The sequence below is a fragment of the Microbulbifer variabilis genome (assembly GCF_052468405.1).
On the sequence record NZ_CP174343.1, the window covers coordinates 1,046,949 to 1,065,799 of the forward strand.

Genomic DNA, 18,851 nt, shown 5'->3' on the forward strand with positions numbered 1-18,851 from the left:
GAGCGGTTTCGCACATCGGCTACTTTCCTAATTTGGCGTCAATTTTGAAACAAATAACTATTTATACCGATGGTGCCTGCCGTGGTAATCCAGGCCCTGGTGGCTGGGGAGCCTTGCTGGTTTATGGCGATTTGGAAAAAGAGCTATGTGGTGGCGAGTCTCACACCACCAACAATCGCATGGAGCTAATGGCGGCAATTCAGGCCCTGGAAGCGCTTAAACAGCCATGCCTGGTTGACTTGCATACGGACTCTCAGTACTTGCGCCAGGGTATTACCGGCTGGATCAATAATTGGAAGAAAAACGGATGGAAAACCGCCAACAAAAAGCCAGTTAAGAATGCTGATCTTTGGCGTCAGCTGGATGAGAGTGTTGCTCGTCACCAAGTGCAGTGGCATTGGGTAAAAGGGCATGCTGGCCACCCGGGCAATGAACGGGCGGATCAGTTAGCTAACCGTGGTATTGATGAGCTGGAGTCCTGAGGGAGAGTAGAAAATGCGTCAAGTTGTCCTCGATACGGAAACTACCGGCCTGGATCCCAAAAGTGGCCACCGGATCATTGAAATTGGCTGCGTGGAACTGATTAACCGCAAGCTGACCGGGCGCCATTACCATCAGTACATTAATCCGCAGCGGCAAGTGGAAGATGGCGCTATAGAAGTTCATGGTATTACCAATGAATTCCTTGCCGATAAACCGGTCTTTGCGCAAATCGCGGATGAGTTTATGCACTTTTGTGAGGGGGCTGAGTTGGTTATTCACAACGCTCCCTTTGATGTTGGCTTTATTAATGCTGAGTTGAGGCTGCTCGGCAATCCCCGCTGGAAAAATGTGGCAGCCCACAGCACTGTCCTGGATACTCTGGCTTTGGCGCGGGAAAAGCACCCTGGCCAGAAGAACAACCTGGACGCTCTGTGCAAGCGCTATTTTGTCGATAACTCCCAGCGAGACCTGCATGGCGCTTTGCTGGATGCGGAGATTCTCGCTGACGTCTACTTGATGATGACCGGCGGCCAGACTGACTTAATACTGGCTCAGGGTGGCGATGGGCACAATCAAGAGGATGGGGATAAAGGGCAGAATGAAGACACTTCATCGGTAATCCGTAGGCTCTCAACTGATCGTGAGCCCCTGCTTGTAGTTCAGGCAGATAGAGGGGAATTAGAAGCTCACCAATCCATGTTGGCATTACTGGAGAAATCCTCAGGCAAGCATTTTTGGTAATAAAAAAGCCCGCATAGCGGGCTTTTTTATTGTGCGATAGAAGTGAAGTAGCTGTTAGGATTTAGTGTTTTTGAATCTCATTAAATTGCGTAAACAACGCAAACCAGCGCAACAGCAGTGAGCACGATAGTGTATGGCAAAGCCATGATTACCATACGCCCGTAGGATAAACGGATTAACGGAGCCAGGGCTGAGGTGAGCAGGAATAAGAAGGCTGCCTGTCCATTCGGTGTGGCAACACTCGGAAGGTTGGTTCCTGTATTAATTGCAATGGCCAACTTGTCAAAGTGTTCACGGGTGATGTCGCCCGCAGTTAGGGCAGTCTTAACTTCATTAATATACACCGTGGCTACGAAAACATTATCACTGATCATGGACAGTATGCCGTTGGCCAAAAACAGTAAACCCGGTTGTTGTTCAGGCTTTTGTGATAGTACGAAGTGGGTAACCGGTTCAAACAGATGCTGTTGGTGAATCACCGCAACAATGGCAAAAAATACCACCAATAGAGCCGTAAAAGGCAGGGCTTCTTCAAAGGCGTGTCCAATTCGGGCCTCCTGAACAATACCATTGAAGGACGTCAAAAGCACAATGATCATCAAGCCGATAATACCCACTTCGGCAACATGAAAGGCCAATGCGAATACAAGCAGCAGAGCAACAATGCCCTGTACCCAGAGTTCAGCCACCTGTGCAGAGGTACGCTTCTTTTCTTCTTCTCTCGAATAGTTCAACAATACTTCACGCACTGCTATAGGAAGCTGGGCACCGTAGCCTAAGATTTTAGTTTTTTCCAAGAATACACAGGTGATAAGCCCAGCAAATAGGGTGGGGACAGTGACCGGCGCCATTTGCAGGAAGAATTGAAGAAACTCCCAGCCGGCTTTTTCGGCAATCAGTAGGTTTTGTGGCTCACCCACTAAAGTACAGACGCCTCCCAATGCAGTACCTACGGCACCATGCATGATAAGGCTGCGCAGGTAGGCCCGGAATTGGTCCAGGTCCTCCCGGTGGTACTCCACTACGTGTTCGTCATTCGAGTGATCATGGTCATGGTGGTGGTGGGGTTGCTGGGAGGCGACCCGGTGATAAACAGAGTAAAAGCCTACAGCTACCGCGATTAGTACAGCAGTAACTGTAAGTGCGTCTAGGAATGCTGAAAGTACTGCAGCTACTGCACAAAACAGTAGCGAGAGCATACTCTTTGAGTTCACGTGAATTAGGATCTTGGTAAACACAAAGAGTAAGAGACTCTTCATAAAGTAGATCCCGGCGACCATAAACATCAGCAGCAGGATAACTTCAATATTCTCGACTACTTCATGATAGACCGCATCTGTGCTGGTCATTCCCATAAGGACGGCCTCAATAGCGAGCAATCCTCCGGGTTGAAGTGGGTAGCACTTTAGTGCCATTGCCAGAGTAAAAATGAATTCAGCAATCAGTACCCACCCGGTAATAAAAGGGCCGCTGACATAAAGTATTACTGGGTTTAATAGAAGAAAGGCAGCTATTGTGAGTTTGTACCAATCCGGGGCTTCGCCGAGAAAATTATCCGCAAAGGCCCGGCCAAAACCGCTACCGGAAGCCGTCAGTGCATTGTTGTAAGTGTTCATCATTTACTTCCCTGGGTAACCCAGTGTTTGGGTCAAATTGAAGTGTCGGGTTGTCCCTGCCCTTTGCGGCATTTCGGGAAAGCCCTTAGCCGCGATCTTTCTTTCCCTTGTATTCAGCTGGTGAAGCTGATTGTTTTTTGGGCGTAAGCGCAAAAAAAGTGCACATCTGCACACTTGAAAGTAGCAAACGCTACTGGGTTTTCCGGAAAATTCAAGTAATTTAGGGGTTCAGAGGAGGTAGCAGAGGATTTGTCGAATATTCGGTGGAATTTATTGGCGGAAAGGTGGACTCTTTTCTCTATTGGTATAAATTGCCCTTTACTAGGCCAGAACCTTTTGTTTTGGTTATTTTTTGTTCGGTTACAGGAAGAGTGCAGCGGTGCAGTCAAAGAGTGAATTGCGCAAGATCAACATCACTTCTGTCAATGTGGTCAAGGATGAGCTGGTAGTAGCAGTAGATAACGCTACCTCTCACTTGGACAAATTTGCAGCAGATACCACCCAGAAGCAGTCACTGGAGCAATGCTTGGCAGCTCTTAGGCAAGTGAGTGGCGTATTGCAGATGGTGCAGCTCCATGCTGGAGAATTGCTTGCCCAGGAGAAAATAACTGCGCTCACCGAAGTGTTGGAAGGGCGACAGCAAGCCACAGAGGAGCTAATGGAAGCTCTGGGTAGTGGGCTTTATGTATTGGGCCGGTACCTCGATTTTGTGCAGAGTCGGGCCATAGCCAGGCCAGAATTACTGATCCCCTTTATTAATAACCTTAGGGCTGCGCGGTCCCAGCCGCCGGTACCTGAAAGTCATTTTTTTCGTTGTAACCTGGATGCCTCAATACCTGGCATGGGCGCCTCGGCAGTAATGTCCGAAGACTTGCGTAGTTTTGTCCGTAGGTTCCGGCATATGTACCAAGTTGGTCTCTTGGCATTATTGCGTGGCAAACCCCGCGGCCCGGCTTTCACCATGATGGCCCGAGCATTGGAGCGGATTGCGAGTATCACTTCTGGGCGTCCAAATGGGCGCCTGTGGGTCGTGGCTGGTGCCGCCCTGACAGGTATGGCTGCCTGTGAAATGCGTATTAGCCGTTCCAGGGTTATGGTATTCAGTATGTTTGATCGTTGGTTGCGTGCCCTGCAAAAGGAGTGTGACGCTGCTCTAGACCAGCCTGCACCCCCGATATTGCTGAAAGAATGCATCTATTGGCTTGCTCTGTCGAAGCCTGCTGAGGCTGGGAGTAAGCTTCTCGATATCTTTTCGGCAGAATCCCTTGAATATACTGAGGAAGAACTGGAAAGGGAGCGCGCGAGCCTGGGTGGGCCTGGTGCCACTGCAATTTCTGCTGTAGCTGGTGCACTGGATGAAGAGTTATCCAGTGTGCGCCGGATGCTGGATGATATTGAGCTGATCGGTATCTCCGATATCGATGAGAATGATGGACTAGCCAGCACCCTGAGACGCGTTGCTGGTACCTTGCAAATGTTGAACTTCAAGCGAGTGGGCGAGAGTCTGCGCAATGCCGTAGCTGAATACCAAAGTGCTGCAGGTGCAGGAGGTTCTGTCGCAGATTCAGCTTTACAGAAGCTCACCGGTCAAGTGTTGATGGTGGATAGTACTGTGCGGGCATTAAAGCAGAGTACCAATATTGATCTCGATGAGTACGGCCATGCGGATATTGCTTTTGAGCATAGCCAGCTGGCAGAGGCAGAGGTAGCAGTGCTTAAGGAGGCGGAAGCTGGCCTTGCGTTGATAAAGCGCGCTCTAGCTGCATATGCAGATTCCGGCTATGACCATGGCCATATCCGCAACGTCTCGACCACTCTTAACTCTGTGCGTGGGGGGTTGATCGTCTTAAACCTACAGCGCGCTGCTTCGGTGGTTGAAGGCTTATTTAAATTTGTTGAAACAGTGGTAGATCGCCACGATGCAGGTCCTGATGTTGAGCAGTCACTGGATATTTTCGCCGATGCTATTATCAGCCTTGAGTACTACCTTGGCGAGGTAAAGCTGCACCGTCAGGCCGATGTGCAATCCCTTAACCTCGCTGTGGAGAGCTTGGCTGCACTTGGTTATCCCGTAGAGACGGTTTAACCTGAATTAGGAGGCTCTTTTGGTCGAACGCTTTGAGCCCGCTGCAAATGTGTGGGCTACCCCAGATTTTTCCCAGCAAATTATTGTGGCTGAGGGGTTGGTGCTCTGTCGAGGAGACCAGTTTATCCATGAGATGGATATATTTTTGGCCGAGGCTGTAATTTCAAACCACTACCTTGGGGAGTTGGGAGGACAAAGTTGCGGTGTTCGTGTGTTATCCAGCCTGCTGGATATTCGCGGGCATGACTGGCGTAACCTGCGCAGTTTATTAACCTCCACAGACGAGCATTTATTTGCATTGGCCGGCCGCGCTCTACAGATCGCGCATTGGGACCGCGACCATCGCTTTTGTGGGCGCTGTGGGACCGCAACTCACTACCATTCCATCGACAGGGCCAGAACCTGCCCGAACTGCCAATTGACGGTTTATCCGCGAATTTCTCCCTGTGTCATTATGCTGGTCACTCGAGGAGAAGAGTGCCTGCTTGCCCGTCATGCGAATCGTAGAAATATCACCTATACCGCGCTTGCGGGTTTTATAGAGCCGGGTGAAAGCGCTGAGATAGCGCTCAAGCGTGAAGTTCGTGAGGAAGTAGGCTTAGACGTAGGTAGCTTGCAGTATATCGGTAGCCAGCCCTGGCCATTTCCCGGCCAATTGATGTTGGGATATCTTGCGGCGTGGCAGGGCGGTGAGTTGTGTCCCGATCCGAATGAAATTGAAGAAGCACAATGGTTTCACTATAGATCGCTGCCGGAAATTCCACCTGTGCAGACTCTCTCGGGACAGCTGATTCACACTTTCGTGGAGCAGGTCGCGGCGGGAAAGTAGCCGTGGTTGTTCTAACGGCTCTGCTAAGAAGTATGGAGAACAATAATTTATGTACATCTTGATCACCTTTCTGATTGCCATATTGGCATTGCTGCTTGTTTTTTGGGGGGCGCGAGTACTGTTAAGTGGAAGCTGGGTGATGGGCTTTCTGCGAGGCTCGGCGGGCTTGATCTTTTTCGGTTTGGCCCTATGGATAGTCCTGGTGGCGGCCGATGTCTTCAGTTATCGCAATCTGGCTCAAGAGCACAGCGTCGGTATTGTCTCTTTCCGAAAGGTGGCCGATCAGCAGTTCGAAGTTAAATTCGCTGATGCCGATGGAATTTCTCAGAAATTTGAGCTGTATGGCGATCAGTGGCAGTTGGATGCGCGAATGCTGAAATGGCAGGGCCATTTGGCCCGTTGGGGCATTGAACCGGCATACAGACTGGACCGGCTGAGCGGGCGTTACCTAACCTTGAGGGATGAACGAGCCCGGGAGCGATCGGTCCACCAGATCGACGGCACCAATTACGGAGTGGATGTTTGGCGGTTTGTTAAAGGTTTTGATAAAAGCCTGCCTTTCGTTGATGCCGTTTATGGTAGCGCAACCTTTCTTCCTATGGAGGATGGAGCTGTTTACGATGTTCGAATCAGTCACAGTGGGTTATTGGCAAGGCCGCTGAACAAGCAGGCAACTTCCGCCCTGGATGGCTGGAAATGATATGAGTAATAAATTTTAATGTTGAAAGGTAGCAATCTGGAGTTTAAGTGGAATTTTTAATTGAGTACGGCCTATTCCTGGCAAAAATTGTCACAGTGATTGTGGCCCTAATGATATTGATAGGCTTTATTTTTGCCAATCGCGAACAGCTAAAGGAGCGTGTTCAGGGGCATATTAGTGTTACACGTTTGAATGACCGCTATGAGCAGTTCAAAGACACCCTGCTGGAAGCGGTCATGGAAAAGCACGAGTTTGCCCATCGCAAGAAGCAACTTGCGAAGGAAAAAAAAGCTGAAGAAAAGGCTTTAGTGAAGAGACATAAGGCTGAAGCAAAGAAGAAAGCAGCAAAAGAAATTGATAGCCAGAAGCAAGAAATAGGCACTTCAGAAGCTCAGGCAGAAAAATCTGAAAAAAGCATTGCAGTGTCCTCTGAGGATCGCAGACGTATTTTCGTAATGCATTTTAATGGCGATATTAAAGCAAGTGCGCTCTCCCACCTACGAGAAGAAATTACTGCGATCCTGCAGGTGGCAAAAACGGGAGATGAGGTGCTTCTTTGCCTGGAAAGTCCAGGCGGTATGGTTGCGAACTATGGCCTTGCGGCTAGTCAGCTGGCGCGTATACGTAGCGCGGGTATACACCTCACTATTGCAGTAGATAAAGTCGCGGCTAGTGGCGGCTATATGATGGCCTGTGTGGCTGATCGAATTCTGGCTGCCCCATTTGCGATGTTGGGGTCTATTGGTGTGCTCGCACAGCTCCCCAATTTTAATCGCTTACTTAAGCGTCATGATGTGGACTATGAGCTGTTTACTGCAGGAGAGTACAAGCGCACAGTAACAATGTTTGGTGAAAATACTGAAGAAGGCCGTGAGAAATTCCAGAGTGACCTGGAAGAGATCCACGTGTTGTTCCAGCATTTTGTCAGTGAATACCGACCCAGCCTGGATATTGCCAAAGTCGCTACCGGTGAAGTCTGGTTTGGGCAAAAGGCTTTGTCCCTTGGGCTTGTTGATGAACTCAAGACTTCCGATGAGTATCTGACTCATAGTGCAGAAGGTGCTGACCTTTATCAGGTGGAGTACAAAGAAAAGAAGAATATTGCCAAGAAAATGGGGCTGGCTGCTGAGGCAGGAGTAGAGTCCGCGATGACTCGTCTATTCTCAAAGTTAGCTGCTTGGCGGCATCACGCGCAATAAATAAGCACCTCAAGCAGGGTTGAAATCTTTGATAGACAGGAAATTTTCACATGAACAATTTCAGGGATGAAAGTTTCCGGGCAATAAGGGTAGAAGAGGTTGCCGTAGGTAAGTTCGACCAGCTTTTGGTTGAAAGGCAGGTCTGTGACCTGCCAGACAACCCCTTGTTGCTTGCAGTTTCCCATTCCTCTCTGAATTTCAAAGACGCGATGTCCGCATTTGGTAACCGTAGTATTACCCGGGAGTATCCCCATACGCCGGGTATCGATGCGGTAGGCAAGGTGTTGGAGGATCATAGTGGCACTTATAAACCCGGTACGGAATTGTTGGTCACTGGCTATGATTTGGGCATGAATACGCCGGGGGGCTTGGCAGAAATGATTGCCATCCCCCCCAAGTGGGCGTTGCCTCTTCCGCAGGGGCTTACTGCCAGGGAGTCAATGACTCTGGGTACGGCTGGCCTGACAGCGGCATTGTGTGTGGAGAAGCTCCTTGAGTCTGGTGCGGTCCCTGAGGATGGGGAGGTTCTGGTGACCGGTGCTACGGGTGGGGTCGGATCGATTGCAGTGGCACTGTTAGCTAAGCTGGGTTTCCGTGTGGCGGCGGTGACAGGTAAATTGGAAGCTGCGGATTTCCTGACTAATTTAGGTGCCTGGAAAGTTCTCGATAGGGATACCTTGGCTCCATTTGCCAGTAAATCTATGGCAAAGCCTCTTTGGGCCTGGGCAATAGATACTGTAGGCGGTGAAACACTTTTCAATGTGATTAAGTCATTGGCCTATGGTGGCGGTGTTGCTGCTTGTGGAATGGCCTCCGGGGCACAATTCCATGCCAACGTATTCCCCTTTATTTTGCGTGGCATCAGCCTTTTAGGTGTCGATAGTGTTGAGCTACCAATTGAAAAAAAGAGCGCGGTTTGGCAGCGGCTTTCGAGGGATTGGTATATCGGTAATCAGCTCCGCGGGATCGCTGAAGATATTTCTTTGGAGCAGGCGCCGGAGTTTCTTGCTCGTATTCATAGGGGGCATGGAATTGGCCGTTACGTGGTAAATATGTCCCTGTAAGCAGCTTAACTTTTCGGAATAATAATTACAAAATCCAGATTTTTAACTGAGTTGATTTATAGGCTGCATATAAGCATTGGTATTTGTTTGTCCGCTTTGTTTTCAATAGCATTTTGGTAAATGCTGTTATTGGCGGTCTATTTCTGTTGGAAGAGCACATTGTCTAAAGGTAACAACGAGTCTTCATTTCTCGATGAAAACAGCGCGCTGGTTCTCTCCGGTGGTGGTGCCCGTGCGGCATATCAAGCAGGTGTACTAAAGGCCTTGGCGGAGGTGGTACCAGAGGATAATCCTCGGCCTTTTAAAATTATCTGCGGCACCTCTGCTGGTGCGATGAATGCAATGATGCTGGCTTCCCATCCCGGCACCTTCAAAGAAGCCGTTGATAGCATGTGCTCTGTGTGGATGAGCCTCAGTGTTGAGCGCGTTTATCGTACTAGTTGGTGGAGCCTTATAGGCAATCTATTTTCAATTAGCCGATCATTACTTAACCAGGGGGTGGGGCGACAAAAACCTCTGGCACTTCTCGATAATTCACCTCTGAGAAAATTGCTTAAGGAAGTTATCGACTTTCGCAATATTCAGAAAAATATCGATGCTGGGCATTTACATGCCACTTGCATTAACGCACTTTCCTACAGTGAAGGTGAGTCAGTCAGCTTTTATCAAGCTGCCGATGGCGTGAAGAGTTGGCAGCGCTTTAGGCGATTTGGTGTGCCTACCGAGCTAACCGTGGATCATTTACTCGCATCAGCAGCTATTCCAGCAATCTTTCCCGCTGTCAGAATTGAAGATATTTATTTCTGTGATGGTGCCATACGTCAAATGGCCCCGATCAGTCCCGCTTTGCACCTTGGTGCAAAGCGGGTGTTTATTGTAGGTGTATCGGATAACCGCTCCCCCATACACTGGGGTAGCCGGCGCACTGACAGGCAAATGCATTCTCCTTCAATGGCCCAGATAGCCGCCCAGTGGTTCAACGCTGCCTTCATTGACAGCCTTGAGGGGGATTTGGAGCATATGGATAGGGTCAACAGCTTGTTGGAATCTGTAGAAAAAGAGAAATATTCTGATTTGGCGCCTTTGCGCCCGGTAGAGTCTGTGGTGATTGAACCCTCGCAAAGCCTTGCCTGGCTGGGAGGGAAAAAGCTGCAGTTTCTTCCCCCTGCGCTGCGCTGGCTATTTCGCTCCACAGGTGCCACCAGTGCCGGAGGCGGTGTATCAGCTGCCAGCTATCTGCTCTTTGAAAGACCTTATATAGAGGAATTGATTGAGCTCGGATATCAGGATGCAATGTGGGAAAAGGATAAGCTAAGTCATTTTTTGCGGCCTGTAACAGAAGTTATCGAAGGTCGTAAGGGCTTGTTTGGAGTTCGAGGGAAAGATTCGGAAGGTACCCCAAATGATAACGCTCGGGAATAGCTCCAATAGCCAGTAGTTAATATCGCAAGGGAACGTTGAGAAGTATTCGGTCGATAAAAGTGGTTTGTTTCGCTATGCGTGAATTTACTGGTTGTAACAAATTCCTATCTGACCGTTTTGTTGGTTAACGGTTGCGCTTATTGGCTTATCTCTCTTGCACCTCTTGAAGTGTTCACTTGTTATGTTGGAAGTCTACATGCTTTTGTTAGTGCGCCTTCTGTGGTTGGCTTCTCAGGGTGGTGTTTTTAACTTTTGATGACGCGGTTGTGGGGGTTATTCTTGCCCGGATATTGTAAGACTAGGGCTTTTGATGAACACCCCATTAAGTAAGTTAATGAGGAATTGACTGCGCCTATTCAGGTATGCAGAATTGCTGCCTTTGTACATTTGTACCATAAAATTGGGGTCATTGGGGAAGCCAGATGTTTCATTTGAGCAATAGTAATGCAGTTCAGTACGTATTTAGATGGCTTATTTTGTTGGTCTGTATACTGCCTTTATCGCTCAAGGCTTCAAGTTTTGATTCCCAAGGCCAAGCTATTTATTTAAAGGATATCGATGGTGACGGTGACCTGGATTATTATGTCATCAGCAATAGTCGATACTTAATTTTACATGGAGATATTGCCACCCCGATTGCCTTGCCTCCCAGGCCTTCATACGTGATTTTTGCTGATGGAACTATTGCTCCGTATAGCGTGCCAGAAGATGAGCTGACGGGATTTACAAGGCTTGAGGAAAATATTGACTTCTACTACGGTGATTTTGATGGTGATTCTGTAGTAGATATCCTGTTCAGGAGCCAAAATACTAACGAGCCACCTTTTGTAGTGGTAGGTGTTTCTGGTGATGAGGTTCCGACTTCTGTTGTTTCATATTCGCGCTCTAGTGACCTCTCTGAATTACTAGCTGAATCTAATAATACGTTCTATGTTGATGACATTGATGGGAACGGACAGGACGATCTGGTTCTTAAAGGCAGAAAAGAATATCTCGTAGATACTGCCTTCCTTTCTAACGGAAGTCTTCCATCGATTGAGCAGGATATTGTTTCTTCGGGCGTAAAGACCCCCACAATGGCCGGTAGCTCTGCTGGTCAGTTCAGGGTTAATGAGTCAGGTAGTGCGACTTATTCACTTGCTATAGCAGCAGGGGTGGGTACTGCCGGTGTTGTCCCTCAATTATCTTTAAATTACCAAGGTAATACAGGTAATGGGTTACTGGGTAATGGGTGGTCTATTGGGGGGCTTTCCGGAATTACCCGTTGCCGACAAACATTGGCCACGGACGGAAAAGCTTTACCTATCAGCTGGAGTCCTTCGGACAGGTTTTGTCTGGATGGCCAAAGGCTAATTAATGTTTCCAGTAAATCTTATGGTGCGGACGGCGCACAATACCGTACTGAGATCGAATCTTTTGTAAAAGTCACATCTCACGGCAGTATAGGAACGGGTCCTGCCTACTTTACCGTTGAAAGAAAAGATGGCTCAACCAGTTGGTACGGTAATACAGCCAACTCAAAGTCTTATGCCAATGTGTCAGAAGGTAAGGTTCTCTCATGGATGCAGAACGAATTTCAGGATAGCGTTGGAAATAGGATTGAATTCGAATATGAAGGTGATTCTGATAGTGGGAAGCGAATCCACGAAGTAAGATATGCATATGGAGCAGGAGCTAATGCGGCTTCAGTCCAGTTTACTTATTCGGATAGGCCTGATTACTTACAAGCTTATACTGCCGGGTACCTTTTTAATACAACGAAACGGCTTTCCAAAATTACGTCTGCCGCTGATGGCAATACCCTGCGTGAATATAATATTAATTACCAGCTGGTAGCTGATAATATATCCAAGAATCAGACCTCCCTTATAGATAGTATTCAAGAGTGTGTAGGCAGCAATTGCTTGCCGGCACTCTCATTTGAGTGGTCTCAGTACTCCTTAAATTACGGAACTTCCAGTGGATCTGTTGATTTTACGGCAAACAAGAGCCGCTCTTTAAGAGACTTCCAATTTGGCGACTTCAATGGCGATGGATACCAAGATGTTGTTTGGTTGGAGATGGATACTGATAGTGCGAGTGATCAGGATCATCAAATTAAGTATGCATTATCAAATGGCGCATACTTAGCTCCTGCCACTTATTCAAATGGCCAAAAATATTTATTCTCCGGGGCAAATGCAAACGAGGATATCAGTATTGCGGTTTTAGATTACAATGCTGATGGCCGCTCAGATATTGCTGTATACGATGACCGCTACACCAGTAAAACTTGGCATGTCTACCTTTCTACTTATGTGGATTCCCAGTGGAAGCTTTCATCCGATCCTATTGATACCGGAGTAGGAGAGAGGGATGGTGTCTTTGTCGATGTCAACTCTGATGGTCTGTCCGATTTGGTTGTGGTGGGTGGATCAACTTTACTAGTCTATCCCTTACGGGCTAGCTCGGATCCAATTAGTTCCAAGACTTATTATCGGTTCGGCTCAGCTAAAAGCTATTCCTTAGAGTTGCCTTCCGGTAAATCCATAAGCCGTTTGACCAACTCTCCATTGAAAGCAGCTACTGCGGATTTCAATGGGGATGGTAATGTTGACATTCTGATTGCTTTGGAGAGACCTTATGTTAGCGGTTGTAAGGACCCTGACAATAAAGTGGTGGACTTGGATTTTTGCCTTGATGAAAATGGGGATTTGAAAAGCGGTTTTAAATATATGTATTCGGCAGGACCCTCTGGGCATGCGGCTTTTGTATTTAACGCTGAAACAGATAGCTACGACCTTTTTGCAAGCCTGGGAGGTAATACTGCAAAGTCTCATGTCGCAGCGGACTTTAATGGTGATGGTTTAACTGACCTGCTATTGCAGGAATCTTCTTCGTCAAATCTTTATCTCAGTACTGGGGAACAACTGGTAAAAGTAACCCCTAGCAGGTTTGCTTCAGAGCAAGCCGGAGCTCTGGACTATAACCAGGATGGGATGCTGGATGTTTACTGGCCTGATCATGATGCGGGATTGTTGCGGATAGAACTTTGGGATCCCCAGACTTCCAGCTTTGGAAAGTCTATCTTTATTCAGACTGTACCCAATAATGACGATTACCTACACATCTTTGCTGATATCAATGGGGATAATCAGCCGGATTATCACAAGATAAGCGATGAAGGCTTTTTAACATCCTATGTATCCAACTATGGGAACTCTGCAAATAGGGATATTCCCAACAAGGTATTAACCAAAATTGACAATGGGCTGGGTAATACCACTGATATCTCCTATACCAGCACCATTAGGAGTTGGTTCTATAGTCGCCTTGAAATGTCGAAAACCCTTGAAGGTAAGGAGTGTACTACTACTCCGTCTGAGAGAGATGAGAACGGCGTAGAGATCCCCGGAAGTACATATTGTTATCTAAAGCAGGCCGCTAACACGGCGGACTTTTATACTGCACTGAATGGTCCATGGGTCCTTCCGGAGGATAGTGTCACCCTAGGAAAAGATGCACCGGTTCTCGATGTGTTGATACCGATGTACTTAGTTTCTAAAGTGGAGAGTACTTCTCCAGCTGCCGGCTCCTCTCCCGGTGCTGTTGATTTCACGGCGAAAAGTGCTGTTTCATATGAATACGCACAGATGAAACTGCAGGCTGCTGGGCGAGGGATGCTGGGCTTCCAGAAGATCTCCACAACTGATGAGCAAACGGGTGTAGAGACATCCACTTACTACCGCCAGGACTACCCGTTCACTGGTATGCCCTTGCAGACTGAGGTTCGATCTGCCTCAAAGGCATTGATACGAAAGGCTGCCAATACCTGGAGCTTGAAGGGTTGGAATGGTTCTGACACCTCTGTGTATCCTTATCAGCCATTTCTAGAAAAGGTAGTAGAGGAAACCTATTCTCTTGAAAATAACGGAAGTTCACATGGTGAGCACCTGCAAACCGTTATTACAGAGAATAGTTATGATAATGATGGAAACGTTACCTCAATAAAACTGAGAACTATTGATGAGGCCACTGGTGAGCAGTTTATTAAAAATACACTCAACTGCTTCGGCGGTTCTATGGCTGCCCATCCGAGCTCACTTTGTTCCGGTGGTACTGATTGGGAGTCAGAAAAGGGGCGCTTGAGCTTTACCAGGGTAATCAACAGCCGCCCGGGCCAGGCAGATCATGTTCGTGAATCTGCCTTTACTTATCATACCGTTGGAAGTTTAAAGGGCCTGCTCCTTACTGAGGTTGTTGAGCCAAATAATGCTGAGTTTACGCAAACCACTACTTATGAATATGATGGCTTCGGTAACATTCAGAAGAAGACTTTGAGCGCAGAGGGTGAACAGAGTCGCTATACACGGACTGTTTATGATATTTCTGGGCGTTTTGCGAATAAGAATTACAATAGTCTTGAGCATTTAACAGAAGAAGTAATCAGTCGAAATGCATATGGAGCGCCCCTGGAAGTTCATGGGCTGAATGGCTTTAAGAGTTACTTTAGCTATGACGTGTTGGGCCGTGAGACTTATCGCTACGATAACTCTGGAGCGGATGCACGAACTCAATATTCACTCTGTGGTTCAGGTTGTATTACCGGTGCAAAATATAAGGTTGTAAAAAGTAACAGCACTGGATCTACCTCTGTCGAGTATATGGATGCGCTTGGAAGAGCAATTCGTACAGAAACTCAGGGTTTTGATAAAACTATTTATATTGACCAGGAATATGACAGTCTTGGCAGGGTGAAATATGTCAGCGAGCCTTACTTTTCTGGTAATGGCCGGGTTTGGAGTAAGACTGAATATGACCTGTTAGGGCGAGCAGTAAAAGTTACTGCACCTGATAGTTCGCAGTCCTCAGTTATTTATGATGGTCTCACGACTGTTACAGTAAATGATAAGGTTCAAAAGAAAACAGAGAAGAAAAATGTTCTCGGGGAGTTGGTAGAAGTTATTGATGCGCTTGATGGTCGTATCAGCTATGAATACGATAATCAGGGCAATCTTCATAAAGCCCACTCTTGGGGACTAACAAATTCGGCAGGAACACATGTTGAAGAGAATGATGGCCTCACCTATCCAATTTCTGTTGTAATTTACTACGATGATTTGGGTCGCAAGACCAGGATGTATGATCCAGATAAGGGTGAGTGGTCCTATACCTATACCAAGTATGGCGAAATCGAAACCCAGACCGATGCCAATGGTCATAAGGTCGAGTTCACTTATGATACTTTGGGGCGCAAAAAAACTCGTATCGATCGCCGCAATGGCAGCACTATTACCGGTAATGTAACTTGGCATTACGATACCGCCAGCAATGGGGTGGGGCAGCTCGAGTTGGTGGAGGACTCCATTAGCGGCTACCAAGTGCTCTATCAGTACGATGGTATTGGCCGTAACAATACACAACTGGTGGATTTCGATGGTACTGGCCCGCAAGTGGCTTATGTGACTACCACAGAGTTTGATAGTTATGGGCGTGTATCCAAAACGTATGATGCTCTGGATGACTTGTTATCCAGTGGTCAGTCTGGTACTGAAAACCATTACAATAACTATGGGCACCTTGAGAAGATCACCGATCTGGGTTCGGGGGATTTGATCCAGCAGGTGCTGGAACATACTGCCCGTGGCCAGTTAAAACGCCAGCTATTGGGTAATGGTGCAACGAATGCCTACGGATATGATAGCGAGACTGGGCGTTTGCTGACTCAGACCTCAGATGTATTGGGGGTATTCGGTGTTCAGAATATTCGTTACAGCTGGGATACACTTGGGAATTTGAAAAGTCGCCATAACCAGAGCGGCAGTAAAGATCTGAGGGAAAGCTTCTGCTACGACGCCTTAAATCGGCTGGTGAAGAGCCATATCGGCTCGGGTGACTATAACTGCTCAGGATTGGCCTCTTCTCAGCAGGATCTGCGTTACAACGCTATCGGTAATATTGTCTATAAAGCTGGCGTTGGCGATTACACATACGGAAATAATGCGGGCCCACACGCTGTTACCTCTGCTGGAGGTGTCGCCTATCGCTATGATAACAATGGCAATATGATTTCCGATGATTTTGATGGTGGTCGTAAAATTGAGTACACCACCTTTGATAAATCAGAGCGAATCGAGAAGGGAAATCATATAACCGAGTTTCTCTATGGTGTGGAGCGATCTCGCTATTACCGTAAGGATACCAATAGCACAACTGGTGAAGTCACTGAAACCTGGTATATCGGCAACATCGAGCGTATTGAAAAGTCCTCCAACCCTGGTGAAATCCAGTGGAAGCGTTACCTTGCGGGGACAGCGATCTATACCCTGACTACAAACTCTAACTATGCAGTACAGTCGACAGAAAAAGTATTCCAGTACCTGGATCACCTGGGCTCAGTAGACCTGCTCACCGATGAGGGCGCAAATGTAATTCAGCAAATGTCCTTCGATGTGTGGGGGCAGCGCCGCAATTCTTCGGATTGGAGTGCACTGAGCCAGTCTAGCCTAGCTGGCTTTGATACAGTCAATACTACGCGGGGATATACCGGCCATGAGATGCTGGATGCAGTAGGGCTCATTCATATGAATGGGCGTATCTACGACCCAAGGCTGGGGCGCTTTATGCAAGCGGATCCGTTTGTCCAGGCGGCAACGGATACCCAGATGTATAACCGCTATTCCTATGTGCGTAATAATCCCCTGAATGCTAGTGATCCTAGTGGTTATTTTCTGTCTATCCTGATAGACCAAGTTATAATCAAATCTCTGCCGGCCCCTGTAGCAGATATGGTTCAGTTATTTGGATCAATTATTACTAGCATATACTGTGGGCCTTGTTCGATAGCTTTTAATGCCTATTTTTCAGCTCAGCGTGGCTATGCTGCTACCGGTGATTTCGGTGCTGCCATGAAAGCAGGGCTTGTTTCCGGTGCGAGCTCGGCGGCATTTTACGGTATCAGTAATGCAGCTGGCCTTACTGGAGGAGAGCGTATCTTTGTTTCGGCTGCGGTAGGCGGAATAGTTTCTGAACTCCAGGGGGGTAAATTTGGACACGGCTTTGTATCTGCAGGTTTATCAGCCTGGGCGGGTCAAAGTGAGACTTTCGGGGGGGGGGGTGGTCCCACACCGGAGGGAGCAATTGTGGCAATGCTTATTGGAGGTACGTCTACTGCAATCTCGGGTGGGAAATTTGCAAATGGGGCGGTTACTGGAGCTATGTCATATGTAGCTTCTTCCATCAGGCAAGTGGGGACTGAAGGAGATGGAACTGTACCAACACCTTCCCCTGTTTTAGCTGGTAATAAAGAAAAGAGAATGGCTCTTGATGCAGAACTGGCGACAATTAATGAGAGTGCTGCACAAGAAATAGCAGATAATCCGGATGGGGTTGCTCAATGGCTGCATGACAAAGCTTACGGGATTTCCACAAGATATAAAGTGGAGCTTGGTGCGGGAGTTCGTAAATATGGGGATGGGTATGGTTTTGATCAAGTGGTAACAAGCTATCATATTGATAGTGTTTCCATTGGTAGAACTCCAAGAAGTGCTGGTTGGGCTGGGAGGTGGCATACTCATCCAGCTTCAGCCAGCAAGTTTCATTCTTGGGATTTAAGATACCCTATAATGTTTGGGGTTAATGGGTATCTTTCGAATCAACAGAGTTTATATAAGTTTAATTGGTCCTCATTCAATAACGCAATGAGCAAAGCACTACCTGTTTCTGCAACTAATGCACAAATAGGGAGATTTATCAAAGACGTAAAATCTAACGGAGGAGCCCCCTATGTCAGTGAGCTCTAAACTTTCGGTTTTATTACTATTCTTTTGTAGTAGTGCTCTCGGATATGAGAGTCTAACCACTGAGGTTAATTTTTTCTCTTTAATGGCATCTCCGGCAAAATATAAAAATAGAGATGTTGATGTGGTTGGTGTGCTGGGGCTCGGATATGGACGAGAAGGGCATCTCTATTTCTCGAGGGAGCAGTATGAGGCAGGTATTACAAATAATGCCATTAAGGTAATCCTCCCAAAGGGGTTTCAATGCTCCGGGAGCTGCGGAAAATACTATCTTTTATCCGGTACGGTGAGGGTCGACAATGGAGGGCAGTTAAGGTTTATAGATGATGTGCAGTATATTGTTTGGGCTGGTAATTATCTGTGGCCGGCTGAGAGAAAGATAGAAGAAGAGAGTGATAAGTAGGTTTATATTTGGTGGTAAATGATAGTGCCAGTTGAGTGTTATAGTAAGATGTTTAGGGCTCTCAGGTTTTTCTGAAGCCCTTTCTCCATTCCTTATTGCTTTCCCTATATATAATAAAAAACAATTACCGCATACGTAGTCTGACAAATTCAGCTGCACTACCTATGCAGGAATCACTTGTCTGAAAGTCGATGGTACGGTTTGCCGCCTGTGCTGCTAGGGCGATAGAGAGCGCGTGGGAACAGTAAGAATTTTCCGTTGAACAGGCTATGATGGCATTGTACTTGGCGCAGGACGGTTGCTTATTCATTGATTCCATTAAGTGGATATAAACCATATTGCCACTAAGAGCCTCTACCAGGCGAACAGCCTTATCTTCGTCATCCAGTGCAACGGCGCCGGTGGAGATGGCTGATAATACACACAGGCCGGCTAATTTTTTGATTGTGGTTTTGAGTTTCATTTTTTACTCGTTAGTAGTTGGTTTTTCTGTAATTGGTTATTGGAATTTTGCTGGAAAATTGGCATTA

The 18,851-nt window shown here is 47.3% G+C and carries 12 protein-coding genes; 10 read left to right on the forward strand and 2 right to left on the reverse strand.

Going from position 1 to position 18,851, the window contains the following annotated elements; translation table 11 throughout:
* Positions 1-44 precede the first annotated feature (44 nt).
* Both rnhA and dnaQ read left to right on the forward strand, forming a co-directional pair.
* Entirely contained in the window at positions 45-482 is a 438-nt protein-coding gene (gene rnhA, locus ACJJJB_RS05120) for a ribonuclease HI (RefSeq protein ID WP_020414830.1), read from the forward strand.
* Between the two features lie 13 nt (positions 483-495).
* Entirely contained in the window at positions 496-1,224 is a 729-nt protein-coding gene (dnaQ, locus tag ACJJJB_RS05125; RefSeq protein WP_353375095.1) for a DNA polymerase III subunit epsilon, read from the forward strand.
* Between the two features lie 80 nt (positions 1,225-1,304).
* Here the strand turns inward: dnaQ and nhaB are convergent, their stop codons facing one another.
* Positions 1,305-2,840, reverse strand: a complete 1,536-nt coding sequence (nhaB, locus tag ACJJJB_RS05130) for a sodium/proton antiporter NhaB (protein ID WP_353375465.1) — start codon at positions 2,838-2,840, stop codon at positions 1,305-1,307.
* A gap of 379 nt (positions 2,841-3,219) precedes the next feature.
* Between nhaB and ACJJJB_RS05135 the strand changes: the two genes are divergently transcribed.
* The 8 genes from ACJJJB_RS05135 to ACJJJB_RS05170 all read left to right on the forward strand — a co-directional run bounded on the left by ACJJJB_RS05135 (position 3,220) and on the right by ACJJJB_RS05170 (position 18,321).
* A complete protein-coding gene (locus tag ACJJJB_RS05135) occupies positions 3,220-4,926 on the forward strand; it encodes a FimL-related protein (RefSeq protein WP_020414833.1) in 1,707 nt (568 codons plus the stop codon).
* A gap of 19 nt (positions 4,927-4,945) precedes the next feature.
* A complete protein-coding gene (gene nudC / locus ACJJJB_RS05140) occupies positions 4,946-5,755 on the forward strand; it encodes an NAD(+) diphosphatase (protein ID WP_445365833.1) in 810 nt (269 codons plus the stop codon).
* A 49-nt stretch (positions 5,756-5,804) separates the two neighbouring features.
* Positions 5,805-6,455 (forward strand): cation/multidrug efflux pump, encoded by a 651-nt coding sequence (locus tag ACJJJB_RS05145; protein WP_444945304.1) that lies wholly within the window; start codon positions 5,805-5,807, stop codon positions 6,453-6,455.
* A gap of 47 nt (positions 6,456-6,502) precedes the next feature.
* Positions 6,503-7,654, forward strand: coding sequence for a protease SohB (sohB, locus tag ACJJJB_RS05150; protein WP_444945303.1), 1,152 nt, complete (start codon positions 6,503-6,505; stop codon positions 7,652-7,654).
* Between the two features lie 50 nt (positions 7,655-7,704).
* Positions 7,705-8,718, forward strand: a complete 1,014-nt coding sequence (locus ACJJJB_RS05155; RefSeq protein WP_353375098.1) for a YhdH/YhfP family quinone oxidoreductase — start codon at positions 7,705-7,707, stop codon at positions 8,716-8,718.
* 159 nt (positions 8,719-8,877) lie between these two features.
* Complete coding sequence (locus tag ACJJJB_RS05160) at positions 8,878-10,140, forward strand: patatin-like phospholipase family protein (RefSeq protein ID WP_020414838.1); 1,263 nt, start codon at positions 8,878-8,880, stop codon at positions 10,138-10,140.
* Between the two features lie 422 nt (positions 10,141-10,562).
* A complete protein-coding gene (locus ACJJJB_RS05165; protein WP_444945302.1) occupies positions 10,563-17,921 on the forward strand; it encodes an FG-GAP-like repeat-containing protein in 7,359 nt (2,452 codons plus the stop codon).
* Positions 17,905-18,321, forward strand: coding sequence for a hypothetical protein (locus tag ACJJJB_RS05170; RefSeq protein WP_444924693.1), 417 nt, complete (start codon positions 17,905-17,907; stop codon positions 18,319-18,321). The genes ACJJJB_RS05165 and ACJJJB_RS05170 overlap by 17 nt, the downstream gene beginning before the upstream one ends.
* A 124-nt stretch (positions 18,322-18,445) precedes the next feature.
* Here the strand turns inward: ACJJJB_RS05170 and ACJJJB_RS05175 are convergent, their stop codons facing one another.
* Positions 18,446-18,784 (reverse strand): hypothetical protein, encoded by a 339-nt coding sequence (locus tag ACJJJB_RS05175; protein ID WP_444945301.1) that lies wholly within the window; start codon positions 18,782-18,784, stop codon positions 18,446-18,448.
* Positions 18,785-18,851 lie beyond the last annotated feature (67 nt).

Coding starts and splice junctions, on each gene's coding strand:
- ACJJJB_RS05175 (WP_444945301.1), bottom strand. CDS start 18,784: ATGAAACTCAAAACCACAATCAAAAAATTAGCCGGCCTGTGTGTATTA.
- ACJJJB_RS05170 (WP_444924693.1), top strand. CDS start 17,905: ATGTCAGTGAGCTCTAAACTTTCGGTTTTATTACTATTCTTTTGTAGT.
- nhaB (WP_353375465.1), bottom strand. CDS start 2,840: ATGAACACTTACAACAATGCACTGACGGCTTCCGGTAGCGGTTTTGGC.
- ACJJJB_RS05165 (WP_444945302.1), top strand. CDS start 10,563: ATGTTTCATTTGAGCAATAGTAATGCAGTTCAGTACGTATTTAGATGG.
- ACJJJB_RS05155 (WP_353375098.1), top strand. CDS start 7,705: ATGAACAATTTCAGGGATGAAAGTTTCCGGGCAATAAGGGTAGAAGAG.
- dnaQ (WP_353375095.1), top strand. CDS start 496: ATGCGTCAAGTTGTCCTCGATACGGAAACTACCGGCCTGGATCCCAAA.
- ACJJJB_RS05145 (WP_444945304.1), top strand. CDS start 5,805: ATGTACATCTTGATCACCTTTCTGATTGCCATATTGGCATTGCTGCTT.